The organism is Pedobacter sp. KBS0701 (assembly GCF_005938645.2).
Lineage (GTDB): Bacteria > Bacteroidota > Bacteroidia > Sphingobacteriales > Sphingobacteriaceae > Pedobacter.
In genome coordinates this window covers 4,463,862-4,479,520 of record NZ_CP042171.1, presented here as the reverse complement: position 1 = coordinate 4,479,520, position 15,659 = coordinate 4,463,862, and the positions used below count along the sequence as shown (strand labels likewise).

General features: G+C 37.5%; 13 protein-coding genes and 1 tRNA gene. 10 read left to right on the top strand and 4 right to left on the bottom strand.

What is annotated here, in order from left to right; genetic code table 11:
* Window positions 1-333 precede the first annotated feature (333 nt).
* Genes FFJ24_RS18055 through ileS form a run of 3 tightly spaced genes read right to left on the bottom strand, consistent with a single transcriptional unit; the run spans window position 334 to window position 4,751 of the window.
* On the bottom strand, window positions 334-936 hold the full coding sequence (locus tag FFJ24_RS18055) for a lipoprotein signal peptidase (protein WP_138818518.1): 603 nt from the start codon (window positions 934-936) through the stop codon (window positions 334-336).
* Entirely contained in the window at window positions 936-1,319 is a 384-nt protein-coding gene (locus tag FFJ24_RS18050) for a TraR/DksA C4-type zinc finger protein (protein WP_025144123.1), read from the bottom strand. The genes FFJ24_RS18055 and FFJ24_RS18050 overlap by 1 nt, the downstream gene beginning before the upstream one ends.
* 30 nt (window positions 1,320-1,349) lie before the next feature.
* Window positions 1,350-4,751, bottom strand: a complete 3,402-nt coding sequence (gene ileS / locus FFJ24_RS18045) for an isoleucine--tRNA ligase (RefSeq protein ID WP_138818517.1) — start codon at window positions 4,749-4,751, stop codon at window positions 1,350-1,352.
* 83 nt (window positions 4,752-4,834) lie between these two features.
* Here ileS and FFJ24_RS18040 point away from each other — a divergent pair, with 83 nt between their 5' ends.
* The 8 genes from FFJ24_RS18040 to FFJ24_RS18005 all read left to right on the top strand — a co-directional run bounded on the left by FFJ24_RS18040 (window position 4,835) and on the right by FFJ24_RS18005 (window position 12,003).
* Complete coding sequence (locus FFJ24_RS18040) at window positions 4,835-5,023, top strand: hypothetical protein (RefSeq protein ID WP_138818515.1); 189 nt, start codon at window positions 4,835-4,837, stop codon at window positions 5,021-5,023.
* Window positions 5,020-5,292, top strand: coding sequence for an isoleucyl-tRNA synthetase (locus FFJ24_RS18035; protein WP_138818513.1), 273 nt, complete (start codon window positions 5,020-5,022; stop codon window positions 5,290-5,292). Before FFJ24_RS18040 ends, FFJ24_RS18035 begins: the two co-directional genes overlap by 4 nt.
* A 529-nt stretch (window positions 5,293-5,821) precedes the next feature.
* Window positions 5,822-6,487 carry a DUF6134 family protein gene (locus FFJ24_RS18030; RefSeq protein ID WP_138818511.1) on the top strand — a complete coding sequence of 222 codons (666 nt, stop codon included), beginning with the start codon at window positions 5,822-5,824 and terminating at the stop codon, window positions 6,485-6,487.
* A gap of 1 nt (window position 6,488) precedes the next feature.
* Window positions 6,489-7,493 carry an NAD-dependent epimerase/dehydratase family protein gene (locus tag FFJ24_RS18025; RefSeq protein WP_138818509.1) on the top strand — a complete coding sequence of 335 codons (1,005 nt, stop codon included), beginning with the start codon at window positions 6,489-6,491 and terminating at the stop codon, window positions 7,491-7,493.
* 142 nt (window positions 7,494-7,635) lie between these two features.
* The gene (locus tag FFJ24_RS18020) at window positions 7,636-8,427 is read left to right on the top strand and encodes an SDR family oxidoreductase (protein ID WP_138818508.1); all 792 of its coding nucleotides are present in this window, start codon (window positions 7,636-7,638) and stop codon (window positions 8,425-8,427) included.
* 192 nt (window positions 8,428-8,619) lie between these two features.
* On the top strand, window positions 8,620-9,186 hold the full coding sequence (locus FFJ24_RS18015; RefSeq protein ID WP_246862649.1) for an RNA polymerase sigma-70 factor: 567 nt from the start codon (window positions 8,620-8,622) through the stop codon (window positions 9,184-9,186).
* 4 nt (window positions 9,187-9,190) lie between these two features.
* Window positions 9,191-10,141 carry a FecR domain-containing protein gene (locus FFJ24_RS18010; RefSeq protein ID WP_138818506.1) on the top strand — a complete coding sequence of 317 codons (951 nt, stop codon included), beginning with the start codon at window positions 9,191-9,193 and terminating at the stop codon, window positions 10,139-10,141.
* A gap of 5 nt (window positions 10,142-10,146) precedes the next feature.
* On the top strand, window positions 10,147-12,003 hold the full coding sequence (locus tag FFJ24_RS18005; RefSeq protein ID WP_138818504.1) for an STN and carboxypeptidase regulatory-like domain-containing protein: 1,857 nt from the start codon (window positions 10,147-10,149) through the stop codon (window positions 12,001-12,003).
* A 264-nt stretch (window positions 12,004-12,267) separates the two neighbouring features.
* Here FFJ24_RS18005 and FFJ24_RS18000 read toward each other — a convergent pair whose 3' ends face one another.
* The gene (locus tag FFJ24_RS18000) at window positions 12,268-14,619 is read right to left on the bottom strand and encodes an RND family transporter (protein WP_246862648.1); all 2,352 of its coding nucleotides are present in this window, start codon (window positions 14,617-14,619) and stop codon (window positions 12,268-12,270) included.
* A gap of 119 nt (window positions 14,620-14,738) precedes the next feature.
* On the opposite strand from FFJ24_RS18000, the gene recO reads away from it, so the two are divergent.
* Complete coding sequence (gene recO, locus FFJ24_RS17995; protein WP_138818502.1) at window positions 14,739-15,464, top strand: DNA repair protein RecO; 726 nt, start codon at window positions 14,739-14,741, stop codon at window positions 15,462-15,464.
* A gap of 96 nt (window positions 15,465-15,560) precedes the next feature.
* Window positions 15,561-15,635: transfer RNA gene (locus FFJ24_RS17990), tRNA-Val, on the top strand.
* The last annotated feature ends 24 nt before the right edge of the window (window positions 15,636-15,659 follow it).

Genomic DNA, 15,659 nt, shown 5'->3' with positions numbered 1-15,659 from the left:
CAATAGATAATTTTCTTTCCTGCACTACCCAATTTACTAAGTCCGATAGGATGAATGCCAATGCGTTTTGGTACTACTCTGATTTTTCTGATGAAACGCAGTTAAACACGGGACTTCATTGGCAGTAAGGATAGCGGGAACAGACTTAAATATTTGCTGCTGTACCTGCTTTCCAAATGAATTTAAGGTATGTTCTCTTTTTGGTCGGTGTTGACACCAACAATAGAATTTATAAAATGATGACTTAATAAAAAAAAGCCCATCTCAGTTATGAAATGGGTAGTTATTTAAGTTAAGATGCTGAAACAAGTTCCAGCATGACGATTTGGTAATTTAATCTTCTACAATTTCGCTGTTGATACTTACATCATCCTTTACATCTTCTTTAAAGTAGTTTTTTTGGAAGATGAGGATCAATATCACGCCAACCGAAATGGCTGCGTCTGCAAGGTTAAAAACAGGTCTGAAGAAAACAAACTCTTCACCTCCCCAAATCGGTAGCCAGGTAGGGAAGTGACCTTCTGCAATCGGAAAGTAGAACATATCTGCCACTCGGCCGTGGAACCAGCTTTCGTAACCATAAATCTTTCCATAAAACACCGAATCGATGATGTTTCCTAATGCGCCAGAAAAAATCAGTGCTACGTTTAGGATTAAACCGCGGTGATATTTATGTTTAATCAGATAATGTAAACCATAACCAATACCAGTTACAGCAGCAATACGGAAAAGTGATAAGGCTAATTTTCCAAATTCGCCACCAAACTCCATACCGAAAGCCATGCCATTATTTTCGGTAAAATGGATAATAAACCATTTACCAATGATATGGAACTCCTGGCCCAGGTACATGTGTGTTTTAACCCAGGTTTTCACCAGCTGGTCGGCCAGTAAAACCAAAAAGATAACAATTAAAGGTTTTGTATAGCCTTTCATTAACTCTGCTTTAATTTAGCTTCCATGCTTAAGGTAGCATGAGGAACAGCACGTAAACGCTCTTTTTGGATTAATTTTCCGGTTTCGCGGCAAATACCATAAGTTTTGTTCTCGATACGCACCAATGCGTTCTCCAGGTTATCGATAAATTTTTTCTGACGGGCAGCCAATTGATTGATCTGCTCTTTTTCCATCGTTGCCGAACCATCTTCCAATGTTTTGTATGCACCTGAAGTATCTTCAGTTCCATTTGCATTAGGGTTACTCAAAGAGGTGGTTAAAGAGTTAAGTTCCTCTTTCGCCATGCGTAATTTATCTTGAATTAATTCTTTAAATTCCTGTAATTCACTGTCTGAGTAGCGTGTTTTGTTGCTGTTTTCCATGTTTTTAATTTAGTTTTCTAATATATGGATTTATATTTTAGTTACTGAAATGCTTAACTCAACATCGTCGATAACGATTTTGTTTGCATTATTTACAGTATCTGTTAATTCAAATTCATCGGCCAATATTTCCGCGCAAATATAGTCCTTGTTTTTAGCAACTGCATGAGCTACCAAATTATCATTTTGTAACGAAACTTTAATCCTGTCGGTTACTTCAAAGTTTAATTCTTTTCGTAAATTCTGGATGCGGTTAACCAGTTCGCGCGAAATACCTTCTTGCTTTAATTCTTCCGAAATGGTCACATCCAAAGCAACCGTTAGGCTGCCCAGATTGGTTACCTGCCATCCCGGAATATCTTCGGCAAAAACTTCTACATCGTCATTTAAATTAATGGTAAATTCTTCTCCGTTGCTTCCAATTACGATAATGAAACCGTCATTTTCTAAACGCTGGATATCATCCTGATTTGAATTTTCTAAAGCCTGTTTAACGAGGCTCATGTCTTTTCCAACCTTTTTACCCAACGATTTGAAGTTCGGTTTAAGCTTTTTCTTTACGATACCATGTGTATCGGTAATGAACTCGATATGTTTCACATTCGTTTCAGAAAGGATATAATCCGCAACCTTTGATATTTTTTGTTCGAAATCGCCACTTAACGATGGGATTAAGATTTTCTCAAGTGGTTGACGCACATTGATGCCCGATTTTTTACGTAATGATAAAACCATTGATGAAATATCCTGTGCGTAAACCATACGCTCATTCAAATCGGTATCAATCAAACTCTGGTCAGCCTCTTTCCATAAAGTTAAGTGAACAGACTGCTCTGCGTATGCATCGGTAACAGTTAAGTTTCTATATAACCAATCAGCGAAGAAAGGCGCAACAGGACTCATTAACTGTGCTAAGGTTTCTAAACAGGTATATAATGTTTCGTAAGCTGCACGTTTATCATCGGTCATTTCGCCTTTCCAGAAACGACGGCGACTTAACCTGATGTACCAGTTACTCAAATGTTCATCAACAAAAGCCTGAATAGCACGGGTTGCTTTCGTTGGCTCGTATGTGTTATAACTTTCATCAACTTCGTTAATTAAGGTTTGCAACAACGATAAAATCCAACGGTCTAATTCCGTTCTGTCTTCCACTTTGCTTAAATTGTTTTTATCGATCTCGAATTTATCGATATTGGCATACAGGGCAAAGAAAGCATAGGTATTGTAAAGCGTTCCGAAGAATTTACGGCGAACTTCAGCAATTCCATCAATGTCAAATTTCAGATTATCCCAGGGATTTGCATTCGAAATCATGTACCAACGCGTTGCATCAGCACCATATTCGTTTATAGTTTGGAATGGATCAGCAGCATTGCCTAAACGTTTAGACATTTTTTGTCCGTTTTTGTCTAGTACAAGTCCATTTGAAACTACATTCTTGTACGCTACTTTATCAAAAACTAATGTAGAGATTGCATGTAGGGTATAAAACCAGCCACGGGTTTGGTCTACACCTTCGGCAATAAAATCTGCTGGAAAATCTTCATTTCCATCGATTGTTTCTTTGTTTTCAAAAGGGTAGTGCCACTGGGCATAAGGCATAGCACCAGAGTCAAACCAAACATCAATTAAATCACTTTCGCGACTCATCGGTTTACCTGATGGAGATACTAAAACAATTTTGTCGACCACATTTTTATGTAAATCGATCAAATCATAGTTCTCTTCAGACATGTTCCCGATTTCGAATCCCTTAAAAGGATTTTCTTTCTGGAAACCAGCTGCTATAGATTTTTCAATGGCATTATAAAGTTCCTCGACAGAGCCAATTAACACTTCTTCTTTTTTATCTTCAGTTCTCCAGATTGGCAAAGGAATTCCCCAATATCTCGAACGTGATAAATTCCAGTCGTTAGCGTTTTTTAGCCAGTTTCCAAAACGACCTTCGCCAGTCGATTTTGGTTTCCAGTTAATGGTTTCATTAAGGTCGAACATTCTGTCTTTAACATCTGTAACTTTAATAAACCACGAATCTAAAGGATAATACAAAAGTGGTTCATCAGTTCTCCAGCTGTGTGGGTAACTGTGAACATATTTTTCTACTTTAAAAGCTTTATTTTCTTCCTTTAATAAAATGGCGATTTCTACATCAACCGATTTTTCAGGTGCTTCGCCAGCGTTGTAATATTCGTTCTTTACATATTTGCCTGCAAAAGGGCCAACATGTTTGGTAAATTTACCCTGTAAATCTACTAATGGAACAGGGGTATCATTTTCGTCTAATACCAGCATTGGCGGTACTTCAGGAGTAGCTTCTTTAGCTACTTTAGCATCATCTGCACCAAAAGTAGGGGCGGTATGCACAATACCAGTACCATCTTCTGTAGTTACAAAATCTCCTGAAATTACCCTAAATGCATTTTCAGAATTTTGGTATGGCAATGCGTAAGTTAAAAGTTGTTCATATCTAATGCCAACCAACTCACTTCCTTTGCATTCCGCAAGTATTTGATAGGGGATTTTTTTATCGCCAGTTTTAAAATTTGTAAAATCTTCAACTTCATTGCTTTCAAAGAAAATTTTACTAAACTGCTTGCCAACCAGGTTTTTTGCCAGAATTACATTTGTCGGCAAGAATGTATATTGGTTAAACGTTTTGATTAAAACATAGTCGATTTTTGGCCCAACCGTTAAAGCAGTGTTTGATGGTAAAGTCCATGGTGTAGTGGTCCATGCCATCAGGTAAATATCTCCAAATGCTTGTAAAAAAGATGGTAACGTATTTGTTATCGCCTTAAATTGAGCAACAATCGTTGTATCTGTAACATCCCGGTAAGCGCCAGGCTGATTGACCTCATGCGAACTCAATCCTGTTCCGGCTTTAGGCGAATAGGGTTGGATAGTATAACCTTTGTAGATTAATCCTTTATCATAAATCTGCTTTAAAAGCCACCACACTGATTCCATGTATTTCGACTTATAGGTAATGTATGGATCATCCATATCTACCCAATAGCCCATTTTTTCAGTCAAGTCGTTCCACACATCAGTGTAGCGCATTACTGTTTTTTTGCAAGCTTCATTATAATCTTCAATAGAAATAGTTTTACCAATATCTTCTTTAGTAATTCCTAGTTCCTTTTCGGTTCCAAGCTCAACCGGCAGGCCATGCGTATCCCAACCAGCTTTTCTTTTAACCTGATAACCCTTAATTGTTTTATAGCGGCAAAAAATATCTTTAATTGCACGCGCCATTACATGGTGGATCCCCGGCATGCCATTGGCAGACGGTGGGCCTTCGTAAAAAGTAAACGGATTAGATTTAGGACGCGAAGAAATGCTTTTTTCAAAGATGTTTTCTTTTTTCCAAAAATCTAATATTTCCTGCCCTATTTTGGCAAGTTCCAGTTGTTTAAATTCGCTATACATCAATCAAGTACCTCAAAAAATTAAGGTTGCAAAGTTAACAGAATTGACTGAATTTTGGTAGTTTTGATGTAAATACTTTTAACGTGAAATTATTTAATATCGGGCTTACACTGATGATTGTAGCTGTAATTGCTTTGCCAATTGTTGCGGTTATCAATCCATCTAACCGTGATTTTGTGCTTTATGCATTTTATTTCTGCGGCCTGCTCGAACTAATTGGGCTCATCATTGTTTTAATCCATATTGTAACACTAAAAAGAAAGAATCCATGATCAAGCTGTTAAAATTGCAGAAAGCCGTTTTCGTACTGGTAGCTGGCCTACTTTCTTTTATTGCCTATAAAATTTTAGATGCTTACGAAGTAAAAGGAAGTATCTATTTCCAAATGCTGGCCGGCGTACTCATTATCATTGGTGCATTGTGGTTGTTATATCCAATTTTATTCGCTAAAAAAGATAACGATGGCAATGCCGAAATCATTACCGATCCAACGGTGGAAGTTCCGGTAGATGAAGAGGATAAAAAGCCAGCGACTGAATAGACCTCACCCTATCTACGCTTTTTGCTTTATCATCTGTCTGTTCGGTCCCTCTCCTCGAGGAGAGGGATGCATAGTTTCTGCGTTTAACCACTAACTTGCATAGGGAGAGGTTTTGGAAAGCAAGGCCTGTAATCATTTTAATGTTCATCCTGCTGTACGCTTGTCCCGATGAAAAATCGGGATCGCTACCATAAGGTTTAGATAACTTGGGTCTGTGTAAGAATTAGGGAGGCTTTCTTTACATCGCTAGCTAGGCCTCTTTGAGCTTACGTGTTCTTAAATGTCTTATATGGTTTTAAAAAAGGTTTTTGGAAAGCAAGGCCTGTCATCATTTTAATGTTCGTCCTGCTGTACGCTTGTCCCGATGAAAAATCGGGATCGCTACCATCAGGTTTAGATAACTTGGGTCTGTGTAAGAAATAGATGACTCTTTTTCAAAGGCATTAAATATTTTCAAAAAAAATAAAATCTACATAGGGGTAAATCTCTTGTGAGTTGTAATAGCTCTAAATTAACAAATAGAGATATTATGATTCCTGCATTAATTATTTGGCTCTGTAAGAAATATCTTGCTCCAAAAACCTACAAAACATTCTCGTCTAAAAGCTCAATCAATCCAAAAAGTGTTGCTTCGGTGCTCTTTCTTATCTGTTCATTTTCATCGGCTTTTGCGCAGCAAAGTAAATTTAACATCAAGCGCAATGGCGAAGTAATCGGTCAGCTATATTTTCAGCAAAAAGACGATGGCGATAATATTTATCTAAAAATAACTTCGAAAGTACAAGCCCGTTTTGTTTTCAAAATAGATGTTGAAACGGAAGATGTTGCCCATTTCAAAAATGGCAAACTGCTTACTTCAAACGTAAACAGGGTTGTAAATGGCAGCGCCAAAGAAGTTAAGAAAACAAACTTGATCAATAATGCCTATCAAATTAAAACCGGCAATAAAACCAGTACGCTCAACCAGCCAATCAGTTATAATATGATGCTTTTATATGCGAAAGAGCCTGTAAATATCCCGGAAATTTATTCCGATAACTTTCAATGTTTTATTCCCATTCAAAAAAATGGTGCACATCAGTATAGAATCAATCTTCCCGACGGTAACTATAACGATTACCATTTCGAAAACGGGATCTGTAAACTGGTGGTCGTAAATCATTCATTGTACACCATCCGGATGGAAAGGGTTTAATATGGAAGTAGTAGCAAATAAATACCTAAAGGTTTTGGTTACCGGAGCGTCGGGCTTTATCGGTCGAAAATTAAGTTTTGCCCTGGCAGAAATGGGTTTCGAGGTGATTGCACTTTGCCGAAATATAAAACATCCATTTTTGATTCAACATAGAAACATCCGGCTTGTAAAAGGTGATATTTTGGACCTTGTAAGTTTAGAACATGCAATGGAAGATTGTTACCAGGTTTACCATACCGCTGCCATGGCCAAAATGTGGTGTAAAAATGAGCAGGATTTTTACGATGTAAATGTAATCGGAACCAGAAATGTACTCAGTTGTGCTTTAAAACTGGGAGTCGGGCGGGTAGTGCATACTTCAACCTGTGGGGTATGGGGACCAACTTTAAATTTGCCGGTTTCGGAGAACGACCCCCGGGCGGTTGGTTTCCCGATCAGTTACGAACGCACAAAATACCTGGCCGAGCTGGAGGTAAGAGAATTTGTAAAAAAGGGACTGGAAGTGGTGATTGTAAATCCATCGAGGGTATACGGTGACGGACCAATTACCGATAGCAATACGGTGAGTAAAATGGTTACAGGCTACATTAACGGTACCTGGCATTTTATTCCAGGTGATGGAAAATCAATAGCCAATTATGCTTTTGTTGATGATGTGGTAGATGGGCATATCGCCGCTATGCAAAATGGAAGAAACGGCGAACGGTATATTTTAGGTGGAACTGATATCTCATTTAACGGCTTTTTCAATACTTTAAAGCAGCTAACAGGTAAACAGCGGATTTTATATAAAATCCCGGTTAACATTATTAAAGCTTATAGTTTGCTGGAGTCGATCAAAACAAGGCTGTTTAACCTTACGCCGTTTTTCCTGCCAGAATTTGCAGATAGGTTAAGGTGCAATCAGCAATACTCAAGCAACAAAGCCATTACCGAACTAAATTACAGGATTACGCCTTTTGCGGTGGGTTTGGGGAAAACCATTAATCACTTTAAATCTAATTAGATTAAGATTATTGTTCTCGTTTGCAACGAGGATGCAGGAGAATGTCGATTGTATCGACTTTTGATAACTCTATAATCCACATTGCAAATGTAGTCCTCAACCGTCCTCGTTACAAACGAGGACGATATTAAAAAGATATAAAATGAGACAGTTAACAGCACTAATTACAGGGGCAAGTGAGGGTTTGGGCAAATCTTTCGCCATTGAATCGGCCAAACGCAGTCTAGGGCTGGTATTGGTTTCGCTACCTAACAGTGGCTTAGAGCATTTGGCAAATTATCTTCGTGTAAATTTTAACAGCAAAGTTTTGTGCATTGAGCTCGATTTGACCAAAAACGATGCAGCAATCGAAATATTTGAAAAACTAAAGGAACGGAAAATTGAGGTCAACGTTTTGATTAATAACGCAGGTTTGGGAAACTGGAGTTGGTTTGAAGATAAAAATGTAGATTTTTACCGGACACAGATTGATCTTAACATTACGAATACCGTGCTGCTTACCCGTTTGTTTTTAAACCATATCGATAAAAACGCAGCAAGTTATATTTTAAACGTGGGGAGTTTAGGTGGTCACTTTATCGTTCCTAAAAAACAGGTTTATGGGGCAACTAAGTCGTTTATAGGTTATTTTACCCGTTGTTTACAGCTAGAGTTAAGCGGTACAAATGTGCATATTAGTTTACTCAGTCCTGGTGGCATTAACACCAAACCAGAATTATTGGTAATGAACAATGAACTTAAAGGTTTTGCCAAAGCGACTATTTTAGAAGCTGATTATGTAGCCAAAACAGCAATGGATGGTATGTTGAAAGGAAAAAAAGAAATTATACCGGGTTTTGCGAATCGCATTTTGGTGTTGCTGGATAAAATTATACCAGGCTTTTTAAAAGAAATTATAATTAGGCGTAAATTGAAATCGATTTTAGCAGCATAGCGTAAAATATTAACCACGGATAAAAAGGATAAACACAGATAAATTTTTTGTTTAAAACTGGTTGGTTTAAGTAAACTATTGGTCAGTCTGAGCGCGTAGTCGAAGACTGTTTGAATAATTATTAAATGGGGCAACCCGCATCTTTGTTTATCTGTGCGCATCTGTGGTAAAAACGAAAACATTATAACAAGCTTGGAAAGTAACGATACCCATCTTATCGGATTAATTAAAAGCGGTAATAAACAGGCTTTCGACGAAGTGTTTTTAAAACATTTCAAAAGTCTGCATGCATACGCTTTTACCATAATCAGAGAAAAAGATGATGCTGAAGAGATTGTTCAAAATGTTTTTGTGCGCATCTGGACAAAAAGGGATCAGCTTAAAGAAGATGGTTTTTTAAAATCTTTTCTTTACCGATCAGTACATAACGAAAGTTTAAACTACCTCAAACATCAAAAAGTGAGGTCAAATTTTAACATCCATTATGCCGATACGGTGAAAAACGATACAGGTAACTTAAATACAGAGATTATGGCAACAGAACTGGAAAAAAATATCCATTCGGCGATAAACGAACTACCTGAGAAGTGCCGGAATGTATTTCAGTTGAGCAGGTTCGACCAGATGAAATATCAGGAAATTGCCGACGCACTAAATATTTCGATCAAAACGGTAGAAAACCAGATGGGGAAAGCTTTAAAAATTTTACGCCTTAAGGTGGTCGATTTCCTGATCCTCGTTTTTATATTATTGAAATAAGCTTATGGATAAAAACTATACAAATATTAACGATGATTTGCTGGCAAAATACCTGCTTGGAGAGGCTAATATGCCCGAATGCGAGCAGGTTGAAGCCTGGGCATCATCCAATCCGGATCACCATAAACAGCTGGAGGATTTCAGGACGATACTGGAGAAAAGCAAACTTCAGATCGACCACTCTATAGACGAGCACCAGGCTTTGGAGCGGTTAAACATCCGTTTGCAGCGCGAGAAAAAATCAATTAATTATCCATTCGTTTTACGTTGGGTGGCGGTTGTTGCCATCATTTTTAGTGCGGGTTTATTCTTTTACAACAATTTAGTCGGCAATAAATTAAGCGTGAGCAGTGGCTTAAATACACTAACCCAGCTTTTGCCTGATGGTTCTACCGCGATACTGAATAAACAGTCTTCTATATCCTTTATCGGTGGTTTTTTTAATAAAACCCGGGCTGTAAAATTAAAAGGGGAAGCATTTTTTAAAGTGAGTGCCGATAAATCGAAACCTTTTATCATCAGCATTAACGATGTTCAGGTAACTGTTGTAGGAACGGCATTTAATGTAAAAGGCGATGAAAAAGGAACCATCGTAATTGTAGAAAGTGGTATAGTTAAGGTGAATAACCAAAAAGATAGTGTGCGTTTAACTGCCGGGGAAAAAGTAGAAATTAACCAAAGTCAGGTGCATTTTACCAAAGGTGAAAATCAGGGCAAATTGTACAATTACTATTATACAAATGAGTTGGTTTGCGATGGAACACCGCTGGCTGACCTGGTTGCTGTACTCAATGAAAAATTTAAAAGCAATATCGTAATCGTGGATCCATCTTTAAAGGCACTCCCGATCAGTACTACTTTTAAAAACGAATCGCTTAAAGAAATCCTGAATGTAATAGCCGAAACTTTTAAAATAAAAGTGGAGTATGGGCAGAATGTGATTAAACTTAAATAATACCTATGCGTGCGCTCAAAATTACCGCTATTTTTTTCCTCATTTCCTGTTCTCTGGTAAAAGCACAATCTACTTTATCCAGAAATATTTCTCTCAATATAGAACGGCAGAAATTAAGTTTGGTTCTGGCTGCAATTGAAGAGAAAGGTGGCTTCAGATTTTCTTATAACAGCAATATATTGCCGCTTGATAGTTTGGTGAGTATTCACGAAAATAACCTGAACATTGCTGAGGCCCTGGATAAATTACTAAGCCATCGGTTCGAATACCGCCAATCGGGTAATTTTGTGATCATCAGGTATGCTCCGCTCGAACTGGTTCTACTGGTCAACGAATCAATTGGTAATCCAGAACTTTACACCATTTCCGGACAAGTGGTGGATAAACAGACCAATAAACCGATCCAGGATGCCAGTATTTATGAAAAAACCTTGCTGGTTTCCGAAATATCCGATGGGAATGGTTACTTCTCAATACGTTTGAAAAACATTACACAACCCATATCGCTCACCGTGAGCAAAGAAAATTACAAATCTATCATTACCCATTTTTTGGCCGAGGTAAACATAACCAATAAAAAGGAAAGCCCGACTGAGCGATTTATCAGTGAAAATTTGGATATTGTAGAAAATACCTGGCTGGGCAATGCCTTGGTTACAGCGCAACAAAAAATCCAGTCGATTAATATCGGTGGTTTTATTTCTAAAGCGCCTTTCCAGTTTTCACTGATTCCAAAATTAAACTCTCATGGCTCACTAAGCGGACAGGTGGTGAACAAATTTTCACTTAATGTAATCGGCGCTTATAGTGCGGGCGTAGATGGTGCGGAAATTGGTTTTGGCTTCAACATTGATAAAAGTGATGTCCAGTATTTTCAGTTTGCAGGAGGTTTTAATCTAGTTGGAGGAAATGTTCGTGGAATTCAAATTGCAGGTTTTTTTAATCACGTAAATGGTAATGTAAATGCCATGCAGATTGCGTTAGCTCACAACGATGTTAGTAAGGATTTTGAAGGCTTACAAATAGGAGGTATATATAATAACGTTAAAAACAATTTTAAGGGGGCACAATTTTCTGTTGGCCTTAATACAATCGGCAGAACCTTAAAAGGCTGGCAAACAGGAGCATTTAATGTGGTTGGTCAAGATACTAAAGGAGTTCAGATTGGAGTTGGTGGGAACATCGTAAAAGGCAGAACCAGCGGAATACAGATTGGTGGAATTGCTAATATCGACCAGGAAACAAGTGGATTAAATCTTGCTGTACTCGCCAATTTTACTTCAAAAACTGCCAGTGGACTGCAGGTTGGGTCAATTAATTATGCGAATAATTTGAAAGGTGTTCAATTAGGAGTATTAAATGTTTCGAATAAAAATGATGGTTATTCCATCGGTTTGATAAATGTAGCTTTAAAAGGCTATCATAAATTTAGCTTTGTTACGAATGAAAGCACTAATTATAATGTGGCTTATAAAGCTGGAAGTAAACGTTTATATAATATGCTGATGTTCGGCACAAACAAAAAGTCAGCAGATAAAATATATACCGGCGGACTAGGCTTTGGAAAGGAAATGAAACTGTTTCGTAGTGTTTCATTAAACCCTGAAATCAGCAGTCAATATGTATATCAGGGCAGTTGGGATTACCTGAACCTATTAAATAAATTTGAACTGCCGATAAACATCAGGTTAAATAAATGGCTGGCCATTCAGGGTGGTCCATCGGTTAATGTGTATTACACCAGGCAAAACACTAAAATCGGAGAATTTGGCCTTTTACAGGAAAAACATCGGGATTTTACCTTTAAGGATTCGAGATATACTGGTTGGATAGGTTGGAATGTTGGAATTGTGATTTTATAAAATGAGGCTGTCTCAAAAGTCTCTTTTTCAAAAGTTTGTGCAAAATTAAAATTTGTCTCAAATCTTTAATAAGACCAAAAAGGGCAATTTTCTAAATTGAAAATTGCCCTTTTTACATTCGAGTCTGACCATTTTTGGTATTCTGCCAAATTAAATTCCGAGAAGGCTGTCTTGTTTTTATTTTTTGAGACAGCCTCATAATAATATCGTGTTAATTTAGGCTCCCAAAAATCCAGTCTCCAAACGCCCAACTCCTAACTGATCTTAATGGTCAAACTCACCAGCATTTTTCGCCGATTCCTCATCAGAAACTACTTTTCTTACTTTCTTTTTGTCTAACCATAAAACCAGTGCAGGCAATAACGTTAAATTGAAAATTAAAGCCACCAATAAAGTTATTGATAAAAGTAAACCCAGTACTACTGTACCTCCGAAGGTAGAAGCTGTGAAAATCCCAAAACCAAAGAATAAAATTAGGGCGATGTGCGTCATACTTACACCGGTTTCAGTAATGGTATCCGTAATTACTTTGGGTACACTGAAATTGGTTAAATTTAATTCCTGCTGATAACGTGTAAGGAAATAAATCGTCTGATCGGATGCCAGACCAAAGGCAATGGTGAAAATTAAAATGGTTGATGGTTTTAACGAAATGCCGAAATAGCCCATAATTCCTGCCGTAATAATTAAAGGAACAATGTTCGGAAGCAGGGAAATAAACATAATCCCCAAGCTCTTAAACTGCGCCAACCTTAAAAGCGATATTAATACAATGGCAAGTGCAATACTCTCCACCAAATGCCTTAACATGTAATCTGTTCCTTTCGAAAATATGATACTTGATCCGGTCAATTCTACATCAAATTTGGATGGAGGCAAAATGCTGTCAATACGCGGTTTTAGCTCAGCCATAATCGCATCCAACCGTTTCGAGCCCACATCAGCCATCTGGAAGCTGATCCTGGTGCTTTGATTCCCTTTGCTGATAAAGTTCGTCAACAGACTTGCATTTCCTTTTCCGCCGTTGGCGATGTACGCTAAAATAAAATTCTTTTCTAAGTTATCCGGTAAACGGAAAAAAGTTGAATCGTTATTGTAAAAAGCCTGAGTAGCATATTTCAATCCCATATTTACAGAAATGGAGCGAGAAAATTCAGGATAAGCCGAAATCATTTTTTCCAGTTTTTCCATTCTTTTCAGGTTGGTTAAATTGAAAACGCCGTTCTTTTTCTTGGTATCCACACTTACCTCTAAAGGTAAAATTCCCTCAAAATTTTTCTCAAAAAATTTAAGATCGGTTAAAATTTCAGAGTTTTTCGGAAGATCATCAACCACATATCCGTTAACGTTGATTTTCATTACTCCGATAAAAGCAATAATCGATATAATAATCGTTCCGATACAAATCAAGCCACTTTTATGCTGAACAAGGGTATCGGTTTTAACCAATAATTTATGCAGAAAACCTTCATCAATATGGGTTTGTGGTTTAAGTTTTGGTGCGGGTAAATAGCTGAAGATAATCGGGATTAAACATAAACACATTAACCAGGTAACCATCACATTGATAGAGGCCACACTACCAAACTGCATCAATAGCTCACTTCCGGTAAAATAAAGCACACCAAAACCAATGGCTGCGGTAATGTTTGCAATTAGAGTGGTAATGGCAATCCTTTCAATGGTAATGCTTAGCGCTTTCTGTTTGTCACCATGTTTGCGAAGTTCATTCTGGTATTTGTTCAGCAATAAAATACTGTTTGGAATACCAATAATTACAATCAGTGGTGGAATTAATCCTGTTAAAATAGTCAGTTCGAATCCGAATAATACCAAAGTACCGATGCTCCAGATTACGCCCATTACCACCACTAAAATAGGGAAGAATACGGCATAGAACTTTTTAAAGAAAAACAATAAGATCAGGGCCGAAACCAGGATCGATAAGCCCAGAAACAATACGAATTCGTTACTCACCAATTTACTTACTGCCGTACGGATATATGGCAAACCGGAAATATGCACCTTAATTTTGGTAGAAGCCTGGAAAGCTTTTGCCTTTGCCTCAATTTCTTTTAAAATAGGATTACGTTCGGCAGTATTTAAGATTTTGGTATCGAAAGTAATGGCCATTAAAGTAGCATTCTGACGGTTGTAAACCAGCCCTTCGAAAAACGGGTTGCTATAAATGGTATTCCTGATCGAATCCATTTCGGTGTCAGTTTTAACCAAACCGCCAGGAAGCGGTTTTAAAACAAATTTTTGATTTACAGTATCTTTTTCGAGTTGAAAAATGCGTCCTGAAGATAAGACCTGTTTAATACCCTTTAATTTCTGAATATCATTAGAAAGCTGAACCCATTGGTTGTATACTTCTTTTTTAAAAATATCGGGCGATTGTATCCCCACCACCATTACACTCCCATCTTCACCAAAAGTCTTTTTAAAAGCATTGTATTTTACAAATGCGCTATCGGTAACTGGCAGGATTTTGCTTCCGGTATAGGAGAGTTTTACATTTTTGGCCTGATAAGCCATGAAAATTGTTCCTAACACGAAAAATACGATGATTGCGATACGATTCTGAAGAATAAATCTCGATAGCTTAACCCACATGTGCAGCTTAGTTTTAATAATATTAAAGGCAAAACTAATCTTATTTGTAAAACCTGATTACTTTTCGCACAATTAAATTTGCACAAATAACATACTTTTGAAAAAATTGTTTTAACCGGATGTTGCACAAAGTTAGAGGCATTGTTTTAAAGACTACAAATTATAGCGAAAGCAGTGTGGTAGTACAGGTGCTTACCGATAAATTCGGCATGCAATCTTACCTGATCAATGGGGTTAAAAAACCAAAGGCCAGGATTAAAATGAACATGTTGCAGTCGCTACATTTGTTGGATATGGTGGTTTATCATAAAACAAATACCAATATTCAACGGATATCGGAAGTTCGGCAAACGCCTGTTTTTAAAAGTATCCCTTATGATATGATTAAAACCAGCATCGTTATTTTTTTAAATGAGGTGCTGTATAAAAGTATCCGACAGCAATCGGCTGATGAAAGTTTATTCGATTACATTTTCAATTCAATAGCCTGGTTTGACGAAGTGGAAGAGATAAACCCAAATTTTCATTTATCCTTTTTATTAAAACTTACGAGGTTTTTAGGCTTTTCTCCTAACGGAAAAAGAAGGAACGATCAGATTTACTTTGATCTCCAGGAAGGGGAATTTACTTCACGGTTGCCGGTTCACTCCAATTATCTTCAATTAGATGATGCGACAGGTTTTATTTCGTTATTTGATTCACCGCTCGAAAAAATTTCTGAAATAAAGTTAAGCAATACCCAGCGGCGCTTTTTGTTAGATAAGATATTGGTTTTCTATACCTTACATACAGCCTCTTTTGGGGTGGTGCAATCGCATAAAATCCTCGAAATTTTATTAAGTTGAAAAAAAAGAAAAAAAGATTTGCAGAACAGTTTTATAGCGCTATATTTGCATTCCCAAACGGAGGATGGGGCATTAAAGTTTGACAAAATTATCAAAGGGAAATTAGCTCAGCTGGTTCAGAGCACCTCGTTTACACCGAGGGGGTCGGGGGTTCGAACCCCTCATTTCCCACTAAGCCTTTCAGTATTCTGGAAG

Coding starts and splice junctions, on each gene's coding strand:
- FFJ24_RS18010 (WP_138818506.1), top strand. CDS start 9,191: ATGGATAAAAACTATACAAATATTAACGATGATTTGCTGGCAAAATAC.
- FFJ24_RS18005 (WP_138818504.1), top strand. CDS start 10,147: ATGCGTGCGCTCAAAATTACCGCTATTTTTTTCCTCATTTCCTGTTCT.
- FFJ24_RS18055 (WP_138818518.1), bottom strand. CDS start 936: ATGAAAGGCTATACAAAACCTTTAATTGTTATCTTTTTGGTTTTACTG.
- FFJ24_RS18035 (WP_138818513.1), top strand. CDS start 5,020: ATGATCAAGCTGTTAAAATTGCAGAAAGCCGTTTTCGTACTGGTAGCT.
- ileS (WP_138818517.1), bottom strand. CDS start 4,751: ATGTATAGCGAATTTAAACAACTGGAACTTGCCAAAATAGGGCAGGAA.
- FFJ24_RS18020 (WP_138818508.1), top strand. CDS start 7,636: ATGAGACAGTTAACAGCACTAATTACAGGGGCAAGTGAGGGTTTGGGC.
- FFJ24_RS18030 (WP_138818511.1), top strand. CDS start 5,822: ATGATTCCTGCATTAATTATTTGGCTCTGTAAGAAATATCTTGCTCCA.
- FFJ24_RS18025 (WP_138818509.1), top strand. CDS start 6,489: ATGGAAGTAGTAGCAAATAAATACCTAAAGGTTTTGGTTACCGGAGCG.
- FFJ24_RS18050 (WP_025144123.1), bottom strand. CDS start 1,319: ATGGAAAACAGCAACAAAACACGCTACTCAGACAGTGAATTACAGGAA.
- FFJ24_RS18000 (WP_246862648.1), bottom strand. CDS start 14,619: ATGTGGGTTAAGCTATCGAGATTTATTCTTCAGAATCGTATCGCAATC.
- recO (WP_138818502.1), top strand. CDS start 14,739: ATGTTGCACAAAGTTAGAGGCATTGTTTTAAAGACTACAAATTATAGC.